Consider the following 21,071-nt stretch of genomic DNA (forward strand, 5'->3'; position numbering starts at 1 on the left):
CGAAGGAACCCGCTCGGTGCTCCAGCCGGCCGCCGTTCTCGCGTGCGCTCCTGGCCGGCCGCCACCGGCCGCGACAGGCTGGCGAGTAAGGAGCGGGTGGAGCAGGCCGTGCTCCGGCAGGGTGTGCGCTTCCGCCGTCTGTTCGTGACGCTGGTCGGCACCATCGTGGTCGCCTCGGCCGTCCTCGTGCTGCTCGGCACGATCGGGCTGCTCGAAGAGACCCGGTCGCGCCCGCTGACCGCCGCCGAGCAGAACCAGTACAAACAAGAGGAGATCGCCAGGCGCTGGCAGGCGTGGCCCGCCACCGACGTCTTCCCCGAAGAGGTCAAGTACGTCGGGCTCGACAAGGCCCAGCAATACGCCCGGCGCGTCGGCATCGCCCCCGAGACCGAGTGCGGCAAGGGCGTCGACCCGTCCGTGGCGGGCGTCCTCGACGACAACGGCTGCGTGACCATGCTCCGCGCCACCTACGTGGATCAGACGGCCATGTTCGTCTTCACGGTCGGCGTGGCCGTACTCAAGGACGAGGACTCCAGGCTATCGGCGACGGAGCAGCTCACCCAGGACGACCGGGTCGGCGTGCTGCCCGTGGCCTTCCCCGGCACGGTGACCGAGCGGTTCGGGGCCGACCAGCGCCAGCGTACGGGCTGGGTGGGCGCCGGACCGTACATCGTGTTCTCGACGGCGGGCTACACCGACGGCAGGACCCGGGCGGCCATCCCGCCCGAGGAGATCCTCCACAGCGAGCTGTGGCCGGCGGGCAAGTCGATCGGCAACCAGATCGCCTACTTCCTGGCGGACCCGCCGAAGGTTCCGCCCTGCACTCAGGGGAACGTGTGCTGACCGTCGTACGCGCGCTGACCGCCGCCCTGGTCATGCTGCACGCCCCGGCGGCCGCCCCCGTCCGGGACCAGCAGCAGTGGGTGCTCGACGCGCTCAACGTCGAGCAGGCGTGGACGGTCACCAAGGGCAAAGGCGTCACCGTGGCCGTGGTCGACAGCGGGGTCGACGGCAAGCTCAAGGAGCTGCGCGGCCGCGTGACCGCCGGTCCCGACATGACCGAGGCCACCGTCCAGCGCCAGGCCAAGCCCGGCGAGCACGGCACCGCGATGGCCGCCCTCATCGCCGGGTCCGGGGCCGACGACGGGCTGATCGGCGTGGCACCGGAGTCGGGCATCCTCTCCCTGGCCCTGGCGGTCGACGAGGATCCCGGCGCCGGCACCATCGACCCCCAGCAGGAGGAGCAGAGCGCGCTGGAGAGCCCGCTGGCCCGTGCCATCCGCTACGCCGCCAACCACGGCGCCAAGGTCATCAGCATGTCGATCGGCTCCTACGGGCCGCTCAAGTCCGAACGCGAGGCCGTCTCCTACGCGCTCGGCAAGGGTGTCGTGCTGGTCGCCGCCGTCGGCAACGACGGGCAGACCAAGTACGCCAAGGACAACGGCACCTCGTTCTGGAGCTTCCCCGCGGGCTATTCGGGCGTCATCGGCGTCGCGGCCGTCGACAAGCAGGGCAAGGGCGCGACGTTCAGCAGCGACAACCTGTCCGTCCTCGTCTCCGCGCCGGGGGTGGGCGTACCCGTCGTCAAGCGCAAGGGCGGCTACGAGCTTTCGGAGGGCACCAGCTCGGCCAGCGCGCTCGTGGCCGGGGTGGCCGCGCTGGTCAAGTCGCGCTATCCCGCCATGGCGCCCGAGCAGGTCGCGCAGGCCCTGGCCGCGAGCGCCCGGGGACGGCCCGCCGCCGGTTATGACGACAAGACCGGGTTCGGGGTGGTCGACGCCGGTGCCGCGCTCAACGCGGCCGAACGGCTGGCCGGAGAGCAGCGCGAGGTCGCCGTGCCCGACGACCGGCACTTCGGCGTCGGCGAGGACTCGCCCGGGCCGTCGCGCCCGGGGCCCGATCCGTGGCGGCTGTGGCTCTATGGAGGGGGCGTGCTGCTGGCGCTGGTGATGTTCTGCGGGGCCATCATCGTGCTCAATCAGCGTAGAGAGTAAAGATCCGCTATGGTCGCGCGTCATGGGATACGAGCTGCGCGTGGTTCGTGAGGCGCCCCTGGCGTTTTCCGAGCTCGCGAAGGCGATCGCGCCGGCCGGTTTCGGGGTGCGCGGGTCGGACGAGATCGTCACCGGACACGCCGGTGACACGCACGTCGTGGGGCACTGGCGCGATCAGGTGATCGGCGAGCCGGGCTCCGACTGGCAAGTGGCGCAGCTCGTCCTGCTGGCGGCCGCCCTCGGCGCCAGGCTCGTCGGCGAAGACGGCGAGAGCTACACGCTGCGCGACGGCATCGTGGAGCTGGTGGCCGGCGGTTCGGTGGTCGAGATCGGCAAGTTTCACGAAATGATCGAGGCGGGGCCCAACGCATGGACTCCGTGAATCCGTTCGCCGAACGGGTCCTCGAGGTAGTGGAGTCCATCCCGCCGGGCATGGTCATGTCCTACGGCGACATCGCCGAATATCTCGGCGAGGGCGGACCACGTCAGGTCGGGCAGGTCATGTCGACCTGGGGCGGCGGCGTGCCGTGGTGGCGCGTGGTGCACTCCGACGGCACCGGCGCGGCCCCTGACCACGTACGACGCTGTCTGGAGCACTGGCGCGAAGAGGGCACCCCCCTGCGCGGTGAGCGCGTCGACATGCGCCAGGCGCGCTGGGACGGTCGTTCAGCCGATTCTCAGAAACGAGTTTGACCAGCGGATTCGCTCGTTGAGCGAATCCGCCGCACGTGACTCCCCTTACGATGGCTAGAACCAGTGATGGCGGTTCGAAAGGCGGTGCCTTACCGATGGCAACCGGCGTCACAGCCCTGAGTCAGGGCGGCGATCTGATCGCCGATCGCCTGAAGGCTGTCCAGGATCTCTGTGACCGAGGCGAGCCGCTCGACGCGGTCATGAAGGCCGTCGGACCGGGCGGCCGCGACTCGGCGTTCGACACCGAGGTGCTCAGCGGACCGCTGGGCGCGCGGATGGACTTGGCCGTCAAGCGTGGCGCGGCGCGCAGGCGTGAGCTCATCACGTTGCTGCGCCCCTACCTGGCGGCCGTGGACGCGGGCGTCAAGCGTGACCTGCCGGTCGCGCGGCGCCTGATCTGCCACCTCATCGAGCATCGCCCGGACGACGAGCTCGTCGACGGCGACACGCTCACCAAGGTCGTGGCGGCGGCGGCCGAGCCGTCCAAGCGGATCCGCGCGGGTCTGCGCTGGTACGCCGACCTGCCCTTCCGTGACGAGCTCCCCGCCGCCCTCTACCGGCTGCGGCGCGCCGACCTGGTGCCCGTGACCCACATCGACGACATCGTCTGGGTCAACGGCAAGCTGCGCGTCACCGGCTTCGCCTACCTGGCGGGCCTGTCCGTGCGTAGCCGCCGGTTCAACTGGGCGACCGTGGTGCTGCGCGGGCCGCGCTGGCTGCCTCCGGTGCGCCTGCGCACGCGCCGGGTGCTGGCCCCCGAGGCAACGCACGGCGCGCGCGAGCCCGGCTGCAACTACGACTGGTCCGGGTTCACCGCCGACCTCAGCCCATGGTCCCTGCGCTGGCGCGGAGCCGTGCGTGGCCTGGTGCACGCCGTACGCAGGCGGATGCGCCACCGGCCCGCCGTCCACGACACCACGACGTGGCGGGCCGAGATCGTCTTCTACAGCCGCGGCGCGCGGGCGACGGGCCTGCTGCGTGGCGCGTCCCCCGGCCGCACCGAGCGTCCCGCCGGGCTCAAGCTGCGGCCGGGCTGGTGGGCCAGGCCGGTGTGGACCTCCGACCGGGCGCTGCAGGTCGTGCTCCAGCCCAACCGCGCCGAGCTCACCGGGGTCTCCGTCGAGGGCGACCGCCTGGAGCTGAAGATCTTCCTGGCCGGCCGTACGGTGACCAAGGGCCACGCCCGGCTGGGCGGCCACCGCATGGCCGCCGAGTTCACGCCGGTGGCCAACGGCACCGAGGTGCTGGTCAGCCAGGCCGTGTCCGCCCTGCTGCAGGAGAAGGACGGGCGGCGGCTCTGGGTCGAGCCGAAGGGCGATCCCGCCGCGTCCGTCATGCTCGCCGACCTGGTGGAGACCAGGATGCCGTCCGGCGACCGCGAGATCACCGTGCTGGGCGACCGGCGCGACCGCGTGCTCGTCTCCGCCCACCGCATCCGCCCGGTGATCACCTCGGCGGTGTGGGAGGGGCTCACGCTGGTGCTGCGTGGCAACTACCCCGACGCGGCCGGGCCGCGCGTGCTGACGCTGCGCCACCGGTCGGGGCTGTCCTACCACGTGCCGATGGAGCGTACGGGCGATCAGTTCTCCGTACGCCTCGAGCCCGCGTCGATGGACCGCTTCGGCGAGGTGGTGCCGCTGTCGTCCGGCACCTGGAACATGTCGCTCCGGCACCCGTCCGGGGAGATCGTCCCCGTCCGCATGGACCACGCGGCGCTGCCCGGCCTCGACGAGGAGCCGCGCGCGTCCGAGGGGCGGTCCTTCCGGATGCTCTCGACGCGCTTCGACGTGCCGGTGGTGGCCGTGGAAGAGGAGCGGCCGGCCGACGAGAAGGGCGTCGCGGGCACTCACGTGCTGCGGCGGGTCTTCTATCCGGCACAGCGCACCGAGCCGCTGACCGACGCGACCGTCTACGTGGTCAACGACGGCCGCCTCTACGCCGACAGCGTCCGGGCGATCTACGAGGAGCGGGTGCGGCGGGGTGATGACCGCGAGCACATCTGGATCGTCAAGGACGGCGCGTTCACGCCGCCTCCGGGCACCACCTCGGTACGCGCCGGCAGCCGCGAGCACCACGCTGCGCTCGCCCGGTCCCGATTTATCGTGACAAATGCGTTCCTGCCGGTTTGGTTCCGCTCGCGCGAGGACCAGGTCGTCCTGCAGACCTGGAACGGCACGCCGGCCAAGCGCATCGGCAACGACCAGCCGCACATGACCCGCGACCCCCGCCCGCCGATCTGGCACCGGCAGGCGGCCGAGGTGCGCGGCTGGGACGTGCTGCTGTCGCAGTCGCCCTGGGCCACGCCGGTGCTGCGGCGCGCGTTCGGCTACCAGGGGGAGATCCTGGAGAGTGGGCTGCCGCGCAACGACGTGCTCACCTCGCCGGACCGCGACTCGCTGGCGGCCGCGGTGCGGGAGCGGCTGGGCCTGGTCGAGGGCAAGCGTGTGGTGCTGTACGCGCCGACCTGGCGAGACTATGACCGCAAGAACGCGATGGTGAAGCTCGACCTGGCCAAGGCCCGCGAGGCACTGGGCGCCGACCACGAACTCCTGGTCCGGGCCCACCCCATGCAAGCCATGCCCGCCGTCCCCGACATCGCCCACGACGTCACGACTTATCCCGATATGGCGGATTTGCTGCTCGTGACGGACGTGCTGGTCACGGACTACTCCTCGGTCATGTTCGACTTCGCCGCTACCGGCCGCCCGATCGTCTTCTACGGGTACGACCTGGCGAAATACTCATCGAAGCGCGGTCTCTACATCGACCTCCCGGAGCAGGCGCCGGGGCCGGTGCTGTCGACGTCGGCGGAGGTGATCGACGCACTACGCTCGATCGACTCGGTGGCCGCGGCCCACGCGGACCGCTACGACGCCTTCCGCGCCACCTTCGCTCCTAGGGACGACGGCAAGGCAACGGCCCGAGTCGTAGACCACCTGTTCTCCTAGACAGCTGGCCACCCACCCGTCTGGGTGGGTGGCCGTCGAGAACCCAGGATCGATCCCTATCGCGGCAGGTCGATCTGATACCGGATGAAGCCCCGGTTTACGGCCACCTTGTCGTAAAGGCGCCGCGCGGTGGCGTTCGACTCGTGGGTGTTCCAATAGACGCGATCGCAACCACGATCCCGGGCCCAGTCGACCACGCTCTCGATCAACGTACGACCCACACCCAGCCCACGCACATCCTCAGCCGTGAACAGGTCCTGCAAATAGCAGACGTCAGTATCCGGCGCTGAGGTGCTCGGATGGGTGAAGAAATGCGTGATCCCTACGAGCCTGCCGTCCAGTGTCGCGCCGAGGGCGTGGAGACGCGTGTCCGCCTGGAATTCATCCCACGCCCTGTCGTACATCAGGTCCGGCTCGACTCGCTGGTAGAAGTCGATGTAGGCGCGGAACAGGCTCTCCCAAGCCGCTCTGTCAGACGGGCGGAGCTTGCGGACGTCGATCACGTGACCTTCTTCATGAGAGCTTCGGGCGAGACAGGGCTGAGGTCACAACCTATGAAACGGGTGGACCGCTGTGGCACGCCCACTCTCCGGGGAAAGCAGAAGACCACTTGGCGGCGGCCCTCCTCCTGAGACGAAGGGGCGGATCAGTTCAGACGTCCTTCGGCGCGTGCCCACGCGAAGAAGCCAGCGCCATCACAGGGAAGAAAGGCTTCGTGATCGTGGAGAAGATCGACCACCGCCACCACCTCCTGTTCCTCCATTACTCCTTCGCGAACTCCCGTACATAGGACCTCAAGCGTGCCGGTTACCTTGACACCTCTGTCCAGGCCATGCCGGCGGCCGACCCGATCGTCGATCATCGCTGTGGCGTTGTGCAGCTCCGCGTATGCCAGCGTCGCCGCTTCGCCGATGTTGCGCGATCCGCGCCCGAGACGGCCGTGATATTCGGAGAAGAGGCTGAGGTAGTCCAGCGTGGTCACGTCGACCGTGGTCAGCCATGGCTGCATGGACACCTGGTAAAGCTGCGCGTGTTTTGATCCGCCGTTCAGCAGCTCTTCTTCCACTGCGCGCACTATCAGGCATGTGAGGCCGGCCAGCAGCTTTCCCAGAAGGGGCAGCTGGTTCGAGCGGGCGAAGTAGTTCAGGGGGGGGAGCTGTCGATGACCAGCTGCTCGTTGCTCAACGCAGCTCGCCTCGGAGCGCGTCCAGGGGAATCTCGTCGCGGGCCGGCAGATCATCGATTTCGATCTGACCACGCAACATCTCGATGACCCGTTCGGCCGACAGCTTGTGGCTGCGATATGCGCGAATGGCCGCTGCGGATATCCCTGTCGCGACATAGGGCGGCTCCAGCTCCGCGGTGATGCGCAGATTGCACTCCAGATAATCCGCGCGCGTGGGCGAGCGCGAATCGAGGGCCCGGTAGTCGTCCTTCGAGATCAGCTCAAAGGTCTTGAGCTGCCGTAGCGCCGCCGTCCAGCTGACTCGATAATGCGCGCTGATGATGATGGCCGCCGGCCGTAGGTCGTGATACTCCCGGAGGGAGTGCCATTGCTGGGTGACGCCCTTGCGGGGAAACAGCAGGTTGACGGCGAAGCAGTCGATTGCCTTCTCGATGGCGCTGGTGTCTGTGCCCCAGTCGGCGGAGTAGGCGTCTCCGAAGAGATGGTGGCCGAGTTCGTGGGCGAGAGTGGAGCGCCTTCTTCCGGCTTCGAGATCGCCGTTGATCACAGCGACCCCGAGGCCGTCCACTTCGGCGTAGGCGCCATCTGCGGCGGCCTTGCCCAGGGAAAGTGAATAACAGAACAGGCCGACGCCTTCTACCAGGTCGGCGAGATCGTACAAGGGTGAGCCCGCGTCCGCTCCCAGCAGCTGCCTGGCCTCGGTCGCGACCGCCTCGACAACCCAACCCTCACTACCTGGTCTGACCGCGCCCAACGCGCCTTTGGCTGGGTTCGGTCCGAGCGCTCTGGCGTCCAGGAGAACCGACAAATCGTAGGCGAGGTCTTCGATCGCGTAATCGCTGTTCGGGTCGCAGCGTTGATCGGCGGTCGCCGCGCGACGACTGATGATCGCAGCCGGTGGAGTGGCGACGAACCAGTGCAAAGGGCGGTCCAGGACCTCGGCGAGCCTTACGAGCTCAAGGGAGTTGATGTGCCTGCGACCGGTCTCGATCTTGGTTATGGCCGTACGCTCCAGGCCCAGCTGCCCGGCGAGCTCGTCTTGACTGAGCCCGCGTGTCTTGCGGGCGCCCGCTACGCGCCTGCCGACCTCGCGCCACCCTTGCTCCTCCGTCATTGTGCCATTATCGCACACGGCCGGGTTGGCGCCTTGTGTGTCTCGGGCGGGTTACTTGCGCAGTTCGACGAGAAGGGACATCGGCGTCTCCTGGATGGTGAACGTCCGGAAGCTCGTGTGGGCGATGATGGCCGCGAACTGCTTCTTGTCGTACGCCCGCCTGGGAAGGACCGAGCGGAGTACGTAGCGGATGATGACGGCGTTGACCGGGCCGATGCCCATGCGGCCGACGTCCTCGTCGACCGCCTCCTTGGAGACGTCGCGGCGCAGGTCGTTGATGTAGGCGGAGCCGCCGGGGCGTAGGACGCGGTGCATCTCGCGTAAGGCGCCGACCGGGTCGGAGAAGTTCTTGAAGGCGGCGCAGCAGGCGATGAAGTCGAAGCTCTCGTCGTCGAAGGGCATGGCCGAGGCGTTTCCTTGGCGGAAGTCGACCTGGGCGCCCGCCTCGGCGGCCTTCTGGCGGGCGATCTGGACGAATGAGGAGCTGACGTCGAGGCCGGTGACCCGGTAGTGGCCGGTTCTGGCCAGTCTGATGGCGAGGTAGCCGGGGCCGGGGGCCACCTCCAGGATGTCGCCGCTTGCCGGGGCGTGTTCCAGGACCAGTTGGGCCTGCTCCGCGAACCTCGACGGGTCCTTGCCGGTGTTTCTCGCGTACCAGCGGGCGATCGAGCCTTCCATGCCGATGCCCTTGTAGCCCTTGTCGGTTCTGGTCATGACGTGTCGTTCCTCTCTGCTGCGGTGTACAAGTCACGATATATCGCATTGTGGGCAAGTCAAGATATGTCGCGAAACTCCACGCCGGGCCCCTGCGGCGTGTCGTTGGGTGTGGTGACATTTACGCCGGTAGCGTTGGCCGATCGCGTGGTAGAGAGGTCAACTCGGCACGATCTACCCCTGTGGTCTGGTGGAATCTAGTGTTGTGAGTGCTCAGACCTGGCGGTTGGTGCGGCGTGGGAGCGGGGGACCTGTTGCGGCCCCTGTGCTCGATGAGCACCAGCGTGCCGTGGTTCAGCACCGGAGCGGGCCGCTGCTCGTGCTCGCCGGTCCCGGCACCGGGAAGACCACGACGATCGTCGAGAGCGTGGTCGACCGGATCGAGCGGCGCGGGGTGGATCCCGAACGCGTCCTCATCCTGACATACAGCCGCAAAGCGGCCGGTGAGCTGCGTGAACGGGTCACCGGGCGGTTGCGCCGCACGACCAGGACGCCGCTGGCGCTCACCTTCCACAGCTACGCCTACGCGCTGCTGCGGCGGGAGGCGGTGCTGGCGGGTGAGACGCCGCCGCGGCTGCTCACCGGGCCCGAGCAACTGCTGGAGATCCGGCGGCTGCTGCACGGCGAGCTGGAGGACGGCGCGCGCGACTGGCCGGTCGCGTTGCGCGAGCCGCTCAAGACGCGCGGGTTCGCGGAGGAGCTGCGCGACTTCCTGTCGCGCGCGGGCGAGCGCGGGCTCGGCGGCCCACGGCTGCAGGAGCTCGGCAGGCAGTACGGCAGGCCGGACTGGGTGGCGGCCGGCCGGTTCCTTGAGCGGTACGAAGTGCGGTTCGACCTCGACCCCGAACCGTCGCTCGACTACGCCGAGCTGATCAGGGCGGCGGCGGGCGTGCTCGCCGACCCGGAGGTGCGCCGGAGGGAGCGGGCGGCACACGACGTGGTCTTCGTGGACGAATACCAGGACACCGACCCGGCGCAGGAGTTCCTGCTGCGGCAGCTGGCCGGTGACGGGCGTGACCTGATCGCGGTGGGCGATCCGGACCAGTCGATCTACGGGTTCCGGGGGGCCGATGTGCGGGGGATCCTGGGGTTCCCGCAGCGGTTCCCGGCCCGTGACGGGCGGGACGCGCCGGTGGTGGCGCTGCGGATGTGCCGCCGGAGCGGGGCCGAGTTGCTGGCGGCGTCCAGGCGGGTGGCCGATCGGCTGCCCGCGGCGCCGATGCCGGATGCCATGGCCGCCGGACGTCCTCACGGGCATCGCGAGTTGCTGTCGCTGCCCGAGATGGAGGACGGCGACGTACGCGTGCTGCTGGCCGACAGCACCAGCCAGGAGGCGGCCGTCGTCGCCGACACGCTGCGGCGGGCCCACCTGATCGACGGCGTGCCGTGGCATCGGATGGCGGTGCTCGTCCGGTCGGCGGCCCGTCAGGTGCCGTTGCTGCGGCGCGCGCTGGTCAGCGCGGGCGTGCCGACGATGGTGGCCGGTGACGAGGTGCCGATCGCGCAGGAGCCCGGCGTACGCCCGCTGCTGACGATGCTCAGGATCGCCCTCGACGCGGGCGAGCTCGACGAGGGGGTGGCCGAGGAACTGCTGACCGGGCCCCTCGGCGGCACCGACATGATCGGCGTACGGCGGCTGCGTCGGGCACTGAAGATCGCCGAAAACGAGGCGCTGGCCGCCACGCCCGACAACAACGAGGCGACGGTTGGCGAGTCCGAGAGCGAGCCCGCGAAAGAGGTCACGCATGCGCGTACCTCGGGAGAGTTGCTGGTCGCGGCCGTCAAGGACGCGCGGGAGCTGACCCGGATCGAGCCCCACGTGGCACTCCCCGCCGAACGCGTCGCCAAGCTGCTCGCCGCCGCCCGCCAGGCCGTGCGCGACCACGCCGGCGCCGAGGAGGTCCTGTGGGCCGTCTGGCACGAGAGCGGCCTGGCCGAGCGGTGGACCGAGCTCAGCCTGTCGGGCGGCGCCAGAGGGGCGCAGGCCGACAGGGATCTCGACGCCGTGGTCGCGCTGTTCGACCACGCCGCCAGGTTCGTGGACAGGATGCCCAAGGCGGGCCCTGAGGTGTTCCTGGACGATCTGGCCGCGCAGGAGATCCCGGGTGACACGCTGGCCGAGCGGGCGCCCGACGGTGACGCCGTCCGGGTGCTGACCGCCCACCGGTCCAAGGGGCTGGAGTGGGACGTGGTGGTGGTCGCGGGTGTGCAGGAGGGCGTCTGGCCCGATCTGCGGCTGCGCGGCACGCTGCTGGGCGTGGAGGATCTCGTCGAGCTGGTCGAGGGCGGCAAGCCCAACGCGGCGTCGCTGGCCTCCAAGCTGCTGGCCGAGGAGCGGCGGCTGTTCTACGTGGCCGTCACCCGCGCCCGGCGCAGGCTGGTCGTCACGGCCGTGGGCGGGGAGGACACCGACGAGCGGCCGTCGAGGTTCCTCAGCGAGCTCATGCCGGGCGCCGTCGAGGCCGCCACGGTGGACGACCGGGCGCGGTGGCTGAACATGTCCGCGCTCGTGGCGGATCTCCGCAGCGCAGTAACCGATCCCACTAAATCGGGAAAAATCCGGCACAAGGCCGCCACACAGCTCGCCCGCCTGGCCGCGGCCGGAGTCCAGGGCGCACACCCCAACGACTGGTACGCCCTCACCCCCATGACCGACGACCGCCCCCTGAGCTGGCCCGACGACATCGTCAGGATCTCGCCCTCGGCGGTCGAGAGCTTCACCAAGTGCGGCCTGAGATGGCTGCTGGAGACGGCCGTCGGCGCAGCCGGCACCAGCTCGGCCCAGGGCCTCGGCACCGTCATCCACGCTCTGGCCGTGCTCGCCGCCACCGACCTGCCCAGCGAGGACCTGCTCGGCAAGCGCCTGGACGAGATCTGGAACGAGCTGGACTTCGGCGGCGTCTGGTTCAACCGCAAGCAGCGCCAGGTGGCCGAGCAGATGATCACCAAGTTCTGGCGCTGGCACCAGGAGAACCCACGCGAGCTCGTCGCCCTCGAAGAGGCGTTCACCGCCACGGTCTCCGACGGCGTACAGATCAAGGGCCGCGTGGACCGCGTCGAACGCGACTCGGAGAACCGCGCGGTGATCATCGACCTCAAGACCGGCAGCGCGAAGCCCAAGGCGGGCGAGCTCGACCGCCACCCGCAGCTCGGCGTCTACCAGCTGGCCGCGCTCCTCGGCGCGTTCGCCCGGCACGGCATGACCGAGCCGGGCGGTGCCGCGCTGGTCCAGGTCGGCAAGGCGGCGGGCAAGAACGACGCCTTGGAGCAGACGCAGGGCGCGCTGGCCGACGACAAGAACCCCGGCTGGGCCAAGGACCTGGTCGACACTGTGGCGATCGGCATGTCGGGCCCGTTCTTCCAGGCCAAGGTCAACGACGGCTGCCGCACCTGCGCGGCCAGGTCCAGCTGCCCCGTCAACGACAACGGGGGACAGGTGTGCTGAACCCGGTCGAGCTGGCCGAGAAGCTCGGCATCCTGTCCCCCACCTCCGAACAGTCCCGCGTCATCGAGGCCCCGCTCGAACCCATGGTCGTCATGGCCGGAGCGGGCTCGGGCAAGAGCGAGACCATGGCCGGGCGCGTGGTCTGGCTGGTGGCCAACGGCCTGGTCAAGCCCGAGAACGTGCTCGGCCTGACCTTCACCCGCAAGGCCGCCGCCGAGCTGGCCACCCGCGTCCGCGAACGGCTCACCGGCCTGGCCGAGGCCGGCCTGGTCGAGCCGGGCCTGCTCGACAACGAGCCGACCGTCTCCACCTACCACGCCTACGCCGCCCGTCTGGTCACCGACCACGCCCTGCGCGAGGCCCTCGAACCCACCATGCGCCTGGTCACGCCCGCCGTCTCGTGGCAGCTGGCGTCCAGGGTGGTGGCGATGTACGACGGGCCGATGGACAAGATCGAGCTCGGCCCGCCGTCCGTCACGGCCGCCGTCCTGGAGCTGGCCGGCGAGCTGTCCGAGCACCTGCGCACCGCCTCAGACGTGCGGCGGATCGGTGAGTGGCTCGATGAGAGGTACGCCGCGCTGACCGGCCGGACGACCGTGGCCCAGCGCAAGCCGATCAACGTCCAGGCCGCGCGGAGGCAGCTCCTGCCCCTGGTCGAGGCGTACGAGCGGCTCAAGCGCGGCCGTGAGGTCATCGACTACGGCGACCAGATGTCGCTGGCCGCCAGGATCGCCGCCGGCCACCGGGAGGTGGGCGAGATCGAGCGGTCCCGCTTCTCCGTGGTGCTGCTCGACGAATACCAGGACACCAGCCACGCCCAGCTCGTACTGCTCCGATCCCTGTACGGCAACGGCCACCCGGTCACCGCGGTCGGCGATCCCTGCCAGTCCATCTACGGCTGGCGCGGCGCCTCGGCGGGCAACCTGCGGCGCTTCGCCCAGGACTTCAGGACGAGCACCGGCGACCCGGCCCCGGTACGCCAGCTCAGCGTCAGCTTCCGCAACGGCGATCGTGTCCTCGACGTCGCCGCCCGCGTCCAGCTGCCGCTGCGCATGGAGGCCCGCGAGGTGCCGGTCCTCGTCCCCGGCGCCAACCGCGTCGACCGGGGGCGCGTCACCTGCGCCTTCCATGAGACCGCGGAGGACGAGGCGAAGTGGATCGCCGACGGCATCCACAAGATCCTCGGCCAGGAGTTCGCGCCCGACGGCCTGCCCTGGGGCGAGAAGGAACGCAAGAAGACGCTCGCCGTACAACCCCAGGATGTGGCGATCCTCGCGCGTAAGCGGTCGCAGTTCCCCGCGCTGCGCAGAGCTCTCGAAGAGCGCGACATCCCGGTCGAAGTGGTCGGTCTCGGTGGGCTGCTGACCGTGCCCGAGGTCAACGACATCGTCGCCACGCTCAGAGTCCTGTACGACCCGACCGCCGGCGACGCCCTGGCCCGGCTGCTGGCCGGACCGCGCTGGCGGGTCGGGCCCGCCGACATGCGGGTGCTGGGCGAGTACGCCAGAGAGCTGACCCGCGAGGCCCGTGAGACGCGCCACGAGCAGGACCCGCTGGACCAGGTGGTCGCCGACCTGGCCGAGGAGCGCGGCAGCCTGATCGACGCGCTCGACGAGCTGCCCGACAGGGAGGCGTGGCTGGAGGCGTTCTCGCCGCTGGCCAGGACCCGGCTCGTCGCGCTGGCGCAGGAGCTGCGGCAACTCAGGGCGCACACCGCCCAGCCGCTCCCCGACCTGATCACGGAGGTGGAGCGGCGGCTGGGCCTCGACATCGAGGTGGCGGCCCGGGGCGGCACGGTCAGCGCCTTCGCCGCAAGGGCCGACCTCGACGCCTTCCAGGACGCGGCCGCCAGGTTCGCCGGCGACGCGGAGGATCCGACGCTCGGCGCGTTCCTGGCCTATCTGCAGGCGGCCGAGACCGAGGAGTTCGGGCTGGAGGCCGGACGGGTCGGCGAGAGCAACAGCGTCAAGCTGATGACCGTGCACGCCTCCAAGGGCCTGGAGTGGCCGATCGTGGTCGTGCCCGGACTGTCGCAGCTGGTCAGTTCGAAGGGCACGATCGCGACCGGCAGCATGTTCCCCGCGACGCCGGTCATGAACAGCCGCTGGACCGACAACCCACGCAAACTCCCCTACCCGCTCCGCGGCGACGTCGCCGACCTGCCGCGCCTGACGGGGCTCACCAAGGAGGAGCTGGCCGCGTTCGACGAGGGCTGCCGTGACCGCGATCTGATGGAGGAACGGCGGCTGGCCTATGTGGCCGTCACCCGGGCCCACTACCACCTGATCGCCTCCGGCTACCGCTGGGGGAGCGCCTCCAAGCCGCTGGAGCCGTCGGACTTCCTGCTGGAGATCCGCGACACCAGCGACCGGGTCGCGTTCTGGGCGCCGGAGCTCGCCGCCGGTGCGACCAACCCGCTGCTGGCCGAGCCCGCCGAGGCCGTGTGGCCGGTCACGCCGGAGGGCCTGCGCTATGAGTCGGTGCTGGACGGGGCGCGGCTGGTCGAGGACGCGCTGACGGGCACGCTCGCCCCCGCCGAGGACGAGCCGCTGCGCGCCTTCGAGGAGGAACGTGTCCGCGCCTGGGAGCGCGACACCGACCTGCTGCTGCGCGAGCGCGAGCTGCACCGGCGGCGCGGCTCCACCACCGTCGAGCTGCCCTCGAAGCTGACCGTGTCGTCGCTGGTCACGCTGGCCGAGGACGCCCGCGAACTGGCCCGCAGGATCCGCCGTCCCGTCCCGGTCAAGCCCGCGCCGCTGGCTCGTCGTGGCACGTCGTTCCACAAGTGGCTGGAGACGCGCTGGGACCAGCAGCGCCTGCTCGACGACTTCGACCTGGACCTGGTGGACGAGCTGGAAGAGGCCGACGTACGGCTGGCGGAGCTGCAGGAACGCTTCGAGGAGAGCGAATGGGCCGGGCGCCGGCCGCTCGACCTGGAGGTGCCGTTCGAGACCATGATCGCCGACCGGCTGGTGCGCGGCCGGATGGACGCGGTCTTCGAGCTGCCCGACGGCCGTTATGAGGTCGTCGACTGGAAGACCGGCGCGCCACCACGCGGGAAGGCCGCCCGCGCCGCCTCGGTGCAGCTGGCCGCCTACCGGCTGGCCTGGTCACACCTGGCGGCGGTGCCGCTGGAGCAGGTGGGGGCGGCTTTCCACTATGTCCGGATGAATCAGACCGTCCGCCCGGTGAACCTGCTTGATGCCGACGGCCTGGTCGCGCTTATAGAGGCGGTTCCCATCTCCTAGGTCCCGGCATCTTCCGCCTCCCCCGGAGGGCGTTCCTTCCTAAGGACCCCGGCCACGAGGGGCCGTTTCCTTCAGCTCCCCCGGAGGGGGTATCTCCAGAAGGACCCCCGCCACCGCGGGCCGTCACAGGGACCGAGACCGTCGTGTGACGGGCCTAGTCCCGCAGGTAGTGGAAGCCCGGCTTGGGGTGCATCAGGAAGTCGTGGTGGGAGATGTTCCAGGCATAGGCCCCGGCCATCTCGAACACCACCGTGTCCCCCACCCGCAGCGAAATAACGACTTTTCTGGCGAAAACGTCTTTCGGGGTGCACAGCTGACCGACCACCGTCACCGGCTCATCCGCCAGAGCAGGACCGGAGCCTGTGGGCAGCACCGTGAAGGGCTGGTCGTGCCCCTTGGTGACCGGCGTACGCAGGTGGTGCGTGCCACCCAGCACGATCGCGTACGCCTCACCGCGTACCCGCTTCACGTCCACGACCTTGGTGACGTAGTAGCCGCAGTACGCGGTAAGCGCCCGCCCCGGTTCGATCCGCACCAGCTGCCCGGCCCGCCGCAGCGCCGCCAGTCCGGCGCCGTAGGCCGCCCAGTCGAACCGGGACTCCGGCGCGGCGTAGGAGACCGCCATGCCGCCGCCCAGGTTGACCTCGTCGTACTCGGTGTCCAGCAGCGTCTCGGCCAGCCGCAGGAGCTCCGGAGCGTCCAGGCCGCTGGCCAGGTGGCTGTGCAGGCCGCGCAGTCGTACGCGGTCGGTGAAGAGCGGCAGGCACTCGCGTACACCCGCCTCGTCCATGCCGAACGGCCCGCTCATCGTCAGCGCCGCGCCCTCGACCGGCAGGTCCGGGTTGAGCCGGAGCAGGACGTCGGTCTTGCGGCCGGTGGCGAGCAGGCGGCGCAGCTCGTTGGGCGACTCGACGTGCAGGCGGTGGCAGGGCAGGCGCAGCTCGGCGTCGGTCTTGCCGGGGCCGCCGAGGGCCAGCGGCTTGCCGGTCGTGCCGGGTTTGCCGGGGAAGAGGGCCGACACGTGGGCGTGTTCGCCGCCGGACGACACCTCGAAGCCGTCCACGTGCTCGGCCAGCGTCCTGAGCAGCTCGGTGTCGGGATTGGCCTTGACGGCGTAGTACAGCTCGACGCCGGGCAGCGCCCGCCGTACCGCCGAGGCGTGGTCGTGCAGCGCGGGCAGGTCGTAGAGGTAGGCGGGCGCGTCACGGAGCCGCAGGGCGGCTTCGCGGACTCTCGTCGTGATCACGCGAGCGGGTTCGCGATCGGGACGTATCCGGCGGTCCGGTCGGCGGCCCTGGACCAGCGGACCGTCAGGTTCGCCTTGGCCGGGAGCGGCGCGCCGGCCAGCAGATCGGACAGCGGGAGCGGCCAGCCGAGCGGCCCGGCGTGGCGGGCGAGCACGTCCCGGGCGATCCGCCACAGCTCGCGCAGCAGCTCGTCGTCGTCGCCCGCCAGCGTGGCGGCGATCTCGGTGAGATGGTTGACCAGCAGGCAGTAGACGACGCGGGCCCAGCCGCGCTCGGCGTCGTAGCTCAGGGCCTCGGCCACCTTCGCGGGTACGTCGTCGAGCGAGTGACGGCCGGTGACCAGCTTGGTGCCCTCCAGGTCGCGGAAGACTGCCTCGACGGGCAGCCCTGAGGGGTCCAGGCCGACGAGGACGTTCTGCAGGTGTGGTTCGAGGATCACCCCGTGCGTGAAGTACAGCTCCAGCACCGGCGGCGCCACCACCGAGACATAGGCCGTCCACCACGCGAGCGGATCGCCGGTCGGCGCCTCGAGCGCGAGGGCCCCGGACAGGACCGGAGTGACCCCGGGGGAGCACACGGACCACGGGCTGGCCCGGACGATCACGCCGAGCCCTTCGAGCAGGCGGGTGCCGAGCGCGGCCGAGCGGTAGCCCGGCTCGGGCAGCCACCGGGTGCCCGGATGCGTGGCCGAGACCGCCTCGAACACCGGCGTCAGGCGGGAGGTCAGCTCAACCGCTCCGGCCAGCTCGTACCAGGCGTTCTTGCGTACGCAGTTGGTGATGCGGACATCGAGACTGAACTTCAGGCACGACTCCGCCGCAGGCGCGTAGACGGTCCGCACCGACGAGGTCGGCACGGCCACGGGGCCGGGGCCCAGGTCGATCAGCTCGGCGCCGTACGCCGGGCGCAGCAGGTCCAGCTGCCACGGGTGGGCGGGCAGCAGCCGGTAGCCGGACGGCGCCTCGCCCAGCAGGTCGAGGGCCGAGGCGTCGCCTTCCTCGGCGAGCACGTCCGCGCGGACACCGAGCAGCCGTACGGGGAACTCGGCGTGCGCCTCGGGCGCGAACCGCAGCCAGTCGGCGCCACCCCGCGACTTGGGGCTCGGGTGGAACCGGTGTCCGTAGACCAGCGCCTGCTCGGAGGCCAGCCACGGATCGGCGGGCGCCACGGCCTCGGCCCTGGCCGCCAGGATCGCGGCGACCGCGTCACGGCTCGCGGCCACCTGCCCGGCGAACTCACCGTTGGCGGCCGACCCGTTGGACGCCAGCCCGTTGGCTGCCGGGCCATCGAAGTCCGGGCTGGTGAAGTCCGGGCCATCGAAATCCGGCGCCGCCTGCCCGGTCAGGTCGGCCTCCGCCAGCCGTACCAGCTCGTCGGTCGTGAGAGGCCGCCAGGCACCACGGTCCAGGCGCTCAGGCCGGCCGTCGAAGCGCAACGCCGCACCGCCGTACGTACGGACCCGCAGCAGCGTGCCCCCGACCCTCAGCAGCAGGTACGGCGGCGCGGGCCAGACCAGGCCGCGCGGCCCGGCCACCTCCCGGACACAGCACCGCAGCAGGGCGCCCAGCGTCGCCTCCTCCGCCAGCGCGGCCGGTGATGAGGCCGGTGAGGTCGGCGGAACCGCCGAGACCTGGTTGGCCGGCGAGTCGAGGACCAGACCGTGCATTCAAGCTCTCCTCAGATAGTTGGGCCCGCTGGTGCCGTAGAACTTGTTGATGTCCCGGGCCCCGGAGCGTTCCTTGGCCACGAGAGTCCCCGCGGTGATCATCGACTTGCCGGTGAGCCTGGCCGCGTCGAGCGTCCTGGCCCGCAGCAGCCGGGCCATGGGGTCGTCGCCGTACTCGTCGAGCGCCTCGGCCAGCGTGTCGCGCAACAGGGCGGCGGCCCGGTCGGGCGGCAGGGCCCCGAACACGACGGCCGCCGCCGCCAGATGCAGCGTGATGGTCACGAACACGTCGGCCAGGGCGTGCGGGTCGTCCGTGAACATCCGTTCGTCGGCGAACGCGGGCACCTCGACACCCGCCGCGGCGAGCCTCGAAGGGGACGCCAGCAGCCCGTCGTTGTCCTTGACCAGCAGCTTCATCCGCCCGTCCTGGAACACCAGCGACAGGTTCTGCTGGTGGGCCTCCAGCGCGACGCCGTAGCGTACGAACAGCCGTACGTTCCACCGCAGCAGGAGGCGCAGATAGCCGGGCAGCACGTCGCCCACCTCCTGGAGCACACCGGGGGCGTTGAACGCGGCGACGGGCACCATCCGCCCCTCCGGCAGCCGCCGAACCATCCAGGCGAGATACTCGTGCCCGGCGTGCGCGTAGGTCTGTTCGTCGGCGACCAGCACGTCAGGGTCGGCCAGGCGCCGCAGCAGCAGCTCGGCCATGGCGCCGTCGCGCAGGGTGCCGGGCTTGATCGACCGCCGGTTCCGTGCCCCCAGGGTGCTGGTGGGCAGGGGCAGCTTGAGGTGGGTGCGATCGTCGAGCTCCACGGTCCGCATCGACAGTGTGGGCCGCACGGTCAGCCACGGCTCGCCGAGCAGCCGCACCCCGTCGATCTTCCTTACCTCGTCGACGGTGAGCGGATGAACGGGAAACAGCACCTCGTCGGCCCGCAGCTCCTGGATCGCGTGCGGACGTGCCTCGTGGGTCGCGTGCGGATGGGCCGGAAACGGCGTCGGCACGGCGGTGGAGCCCGGCGTCAGCAGGCGGCGGGGCACGGCCGCCCAGCGCAGTTCGAACGACGGCGCGAACTCGGGCGCGTACGCGGGCAGCGCGGCGGCGGGCACGCCCAGCCGCGCTCGGGAGGTCGGATAGACCGGATGGTCGACGAACGCCGCCAGCGACTCGTAGGACGGCCGCCGGGCGAGCACCTCGGCCCTGTGTACGTCGTGCAGCTCCAGCGCCGCCAGCGCCTGCGCGCACTCCTCGGCGAACGCCGCCACACCCGGCGCGTCGGCCGGATCGGCCACCTCGGCCAGCGTGCCGAGCACCTCCGCCAGCCCCAGCCGCTCGTCGGGACCGACCACGAAGTCCTGGAACAGCAGCCCGGGCACCAGCCGTACCCGGCGCCCGCCGGCCAGCTCCAGCTCCACGCCGTCACGGCTCCTGGCCACCCGCGCCGACAGCCCGCCGTAGTCCTCGCGCAGCAGCGCGTCCAGCACCCGCCTGGCCAAATACGCCTCGCGCGAGCTCATCCCACGGCTCGCGGCCTCCCGCGTACGCCTCTCACGATCCGCGGCCTCGCCCGTGCTCATCCCACGGTCCACGGCTTGGCCGCACGGAAGTCCTCGATGGCCGCGTCCACCCGCGCCCGGTCCGGACCGACGGCCCGGATGACGCCGAGATAGTCGCGGTTCGTATGGGTCTGTTCGACGACATCACCCACCGCCCGAAGCGGCCGGTGCCACAGCCGTACGCCTTGGGAGACCAGCTCCTCCGCCCCCGGCGCCGCCGTGATCGTCCCCGACCGGTCGGCGACCAGGCTGACCGCGCTGCCGTACCTGGACGTATCCGGCACAGCAGGCACGGCCTCACCCAGATGCACCCGCAGGATCCACTCGAACACCGGCACCCCGAGCACGTCGGCCAGCAGGAAGTCGCAGTGGTCGCCGATCACCCGATAGTTCACCTCGACGATGCGCGGCCCGGCCGGGGTGACGATGTATTCGGTGTGGCAGGCGCCGAACCCCACCCCGAGCGCCGCCAACGCGCCCAGAACGTGCTCACGGGCTCCATCGGGCGGCGTCCAGTCCAGCCGCTCCTCGATGAAGTGCGGCAACGGCCCGAGCGTCGTACGGAATCCGCCGAGCACCCGTACCCCGTCGCCGTCCCCGAGGGTCTCCAGGGTGCGCAGCGGCCCCTCCAGGTACTCCTCCACGACCAGCGCCTCGCCGGGCCGCCGCTTCCTGACCTTCGCCACCGCTCCGGCCAGGTCCCGCTCGACCAGCAGCACGTCCTCGCTCGCGACCCCCTCGCGCGGTTTGACGACCAGCGGGTACGGCAGGTCGCCGGGCACGGGGTCACCGGGCGCCAGCCGTACGGACGAGACCCGTTCGACCCCCGCCTCGGCGAGCCGGCGGCGCATCAGGAACTTGTTCTTGGCCGCCAGGCAGGCCCGCCAGTCCTTGCCGGGCAGCCCGAAGTAGGCCGCCGCCAGCGCGGTCTCCGCCTGGAGGTGGTCGGAGTTGGAGAAGATCGCGTCCGGCCGGCCGAGCTGCTCGATCGCGTCGATCACCGCCCGCGGATCCCGTACGTCGCACCCGACGGCACCGGGATGCCGCTCCGGCTGGTCGGTGAGAATCGTCACACGACAGCCCAGGGCTTCGGCGGCGGGCAGGAACCCATCGGTCACGGAATCAGTGGGTTTGAGCGCGGTCAGGTAGAGCCGCAACGCGAGATACCCCCGGAGAATCAGGTAAGCCTAACCTAACTCGCTGATCCTAGCCGTTGGGAGATCATCCCGGATACAAGACCCCACATTCGGTGGCGG

General features: G+C 70.7%; 15 protein-coding genes. 7 read left to right on the forward strand and 8 right to left on the reverse strand.

Annotation, left to right across the window (positions count from 1 at the left end; translation table 11 throughout):
* The first annotated feature begins 42 nt into the window (after window positions 1-42).
* The 5 genes from AB0C30_RS17325 (at window position 43) to AB0C30_RS17345 (ending at window position 5,635) form a co-directional block, all read left to right on the forward strand.
* Window positions 43-843 (forward strand): hypothetical protein, encoded by an 801-nt coding sequence (locus tag AB0C30_RS17325; protein ID WP_357944410.1) that lies wholly within the window; start codon window positions 43-45, stop codon window positions 841-843.
* Window positions 837-1,994, forward strand: a complete 1,158-nt coding sequence (locus AB0C30_RS17330) for a S8 family serine peptidase (RefSeq protein WP_357944413.1) — start codon at window positions 837-839, stop codon at window positions 1,992-1,994. The genes AB0C30_RS17325 and AB0C30_RS17330 overlap by 7 nt, the downstream gene beginning before the upstream one ends.
* 22 nt (window positions 1,995-2,016) lie before the next feature.
* Window positions 2,017-2,376, forward strand: coding sequence for a hypothetical protein (locus AB0C30_RS17335; RefSeq protein WP_357944416.1), 360 nt, complete (start codon window positions 2,017-2,019; stop codon window positions 2,374-2,376).
* Window positions 2,364-2,687, forward strand: a complete 324-nt coding sequence (locus tag AB0C30_RS17340) for an MGMT family protein (protein ID WP_357944419.1) — start codon at window positions 2,364-2,366, stop codon at window positions 2,685-2,687. Before AB0C30_RS17335 ends, AB0C30_RS17340 begins: the two co-directional genes overlap by 13 nt.
* 95 nt (window positions 2,688-2,782) lie before the next feature.
* A complete protein-coding gene (locus AB0C30_RS17345; RefSeq protein ID WP_357944422.1) occupies window positions 2,783-5,635 on the forward strand; it encodes a CDP-glycerol glycerophosphotransferase family protein in 2,853 nt (950 codons plus the stop codon).
* A 56-nt stretch (window positions 5,636-5,691) separates the two neighbouring features.
* On the opposite strand, the gene AB0C30_RS17350 is transcribed toward AB0C30_RS17345, so the two are convergent.
* From AB0C30_RS17350 to AB0C30_RS17365, 4 genes are all read right to left on the reverse strand, one after another.
* The gene (locus tag AB0C30_RS17350) at window positions 5,692-6,138 is read right to left on the reverse strand and encodes a GNAT family N-acetyltransferase (RefSeq protein ID WP_357944425.1); all 447 of its coding nucleotides are present in this window, start codon (window positions 6,136-6,138) and stop codon (window positions 5,692-5,694) included.
* Between the two features lie 143 nt (window positions 6,139-6,281).
* A complete protein-coding gene (locus tag AB0C30_RS17355; RefSeq protein WP_357944427.1) occupies window positions 6,282-6,701 on the reverse strand; it encodes a hypothetical protein in 420 nt (139 codons plus the stop codon).
* 115 nt (window positions 6,702-6,816) lie between these two features.
* Window positions 6,817-7,935 (reverse strand): XRE family transcriptional regulator, encoded by a 1,119-nt coding sequence (locus tag AB0C30_RS17360; RefSeq protein ID WP_357944430.1) that lies wholly within the window; start codon window positions 7,933-7,935, stop codon window positions 6,817-6,819.
* A 51-nt stretch (window positions 7,936-7,986) separates the two neighbouring features.
* A complete protein-coding gene (locus AB0C30_RS17365) occupies window positions 7,987-8,649 on the reverse strand; it encodes a class I SAM-dependent methyltransferase (RefSeq protein ID WP_357944433.1) in 663 nt (220 codons plus the stop codon).
* Between the two features lie 205 nt (window positions 8,650-8,854).
* Between AB0C30_RS17365 and AB0C30_RS17370 the strand changes: the two genes are divergently transcribed.
* Window positions 8,855-12,094: an ATP-dependent DNA helicase gene (locus AB0C30_RS17370; RefSeq protein ID WP_357944436.1), complete on the forward strand. Its 3,240-nt coding sequence runs from the start codon at window positions 8,855-8,857 to the stop codon at window positions 12,092-12,094.
* Window positions 12,088-15,342, forward strand: coding sequence for an ATP-dependent DNA helicase (locus AB0C30_RS17375; RefSeq protein WP_357944438.1), 3,255 nt, complete (start codon window positions 12,088-12,090; stop codon window positions 15,340-15,342). The genes AB0C30_RS17370 and AB0C30_RS17375 overlap by 7 nt, the downstream gene beginning before the upstream one ends.
* A 154-nt stretch (window positions 15,343-15,496) precedes the next feature.
* Here AB0C30_RS17375 and AB0C30_RS17380 read toward each other — a convergent pair whose 3' ends face one another.
* Genes AB0C30_RS17380 through AB0C30_RS17395 form a run of 4 tightly spaced genes read right to left on the reverse strand, consistent with a single transcriptional unit; the run spans window position 15,497 to window position 20,933 of the window.
* Entirely contained in the window at window positions 15,497-16,588 is a 1,092-nt protein-coding gene (locus AB0C30_RS17380; protein WP_357944441.1) for a type III PLP-dependent enzyme, read from the reverse strand.
* Window positions 16,585-18,255: an IucA/IucC family protein gene (locus AB0C30_RS17385; RefSeq protein ID WP_357944443.1), complete on the reverse strand. Its 1,671-nt coding sequence runs from the start codon at window positions 18,253-18,255 to the stop codon at window positions 16,585-16,587. The genes AB0C30_RS17380 and AB0C30_RS17385 overlap by 4 nt, the downstream gene beginning before the upstream one ends.
* Window positions 18,256-19,836, reverse strand: coding sequence for an IucA/IucC family protein (locus AB0C30_RS17390; protein ID WP_357944446.1), 1,581 nt, complete (start codon window positions 19,834-19,836; stop codon window positions 18,256-18,258).
* Window positions 19,833-20,933 carry a siderophore biosynthesis protein gene (locus AB0C30_RS17395; RefSeq protein WP_357944449.1) on the reverse strand — a complete coding sequence of 367 codons (1,101 nt, stop codon included), beginning with the start codon at window positions 20,931-20,933 and terminating at the stop codon, window positions 19,833-19,835. Before AB0C30_RS17395 ends, AB0C30_RS17390 begins: the two co-directional genes overlap by 4 nt.
* Window positions 20,934-21,071 lie beyond the last annotated feature (138 nt).

It is taken from the genome of Nonomuraea sp. NPDC048901 (assembly GCF_040649695.1).
Lineage (GTDB): Bacteria > Actinomycetota > Actinomycetes > Streptosporangiales > Streptosporangiaceae > Nonomuraea.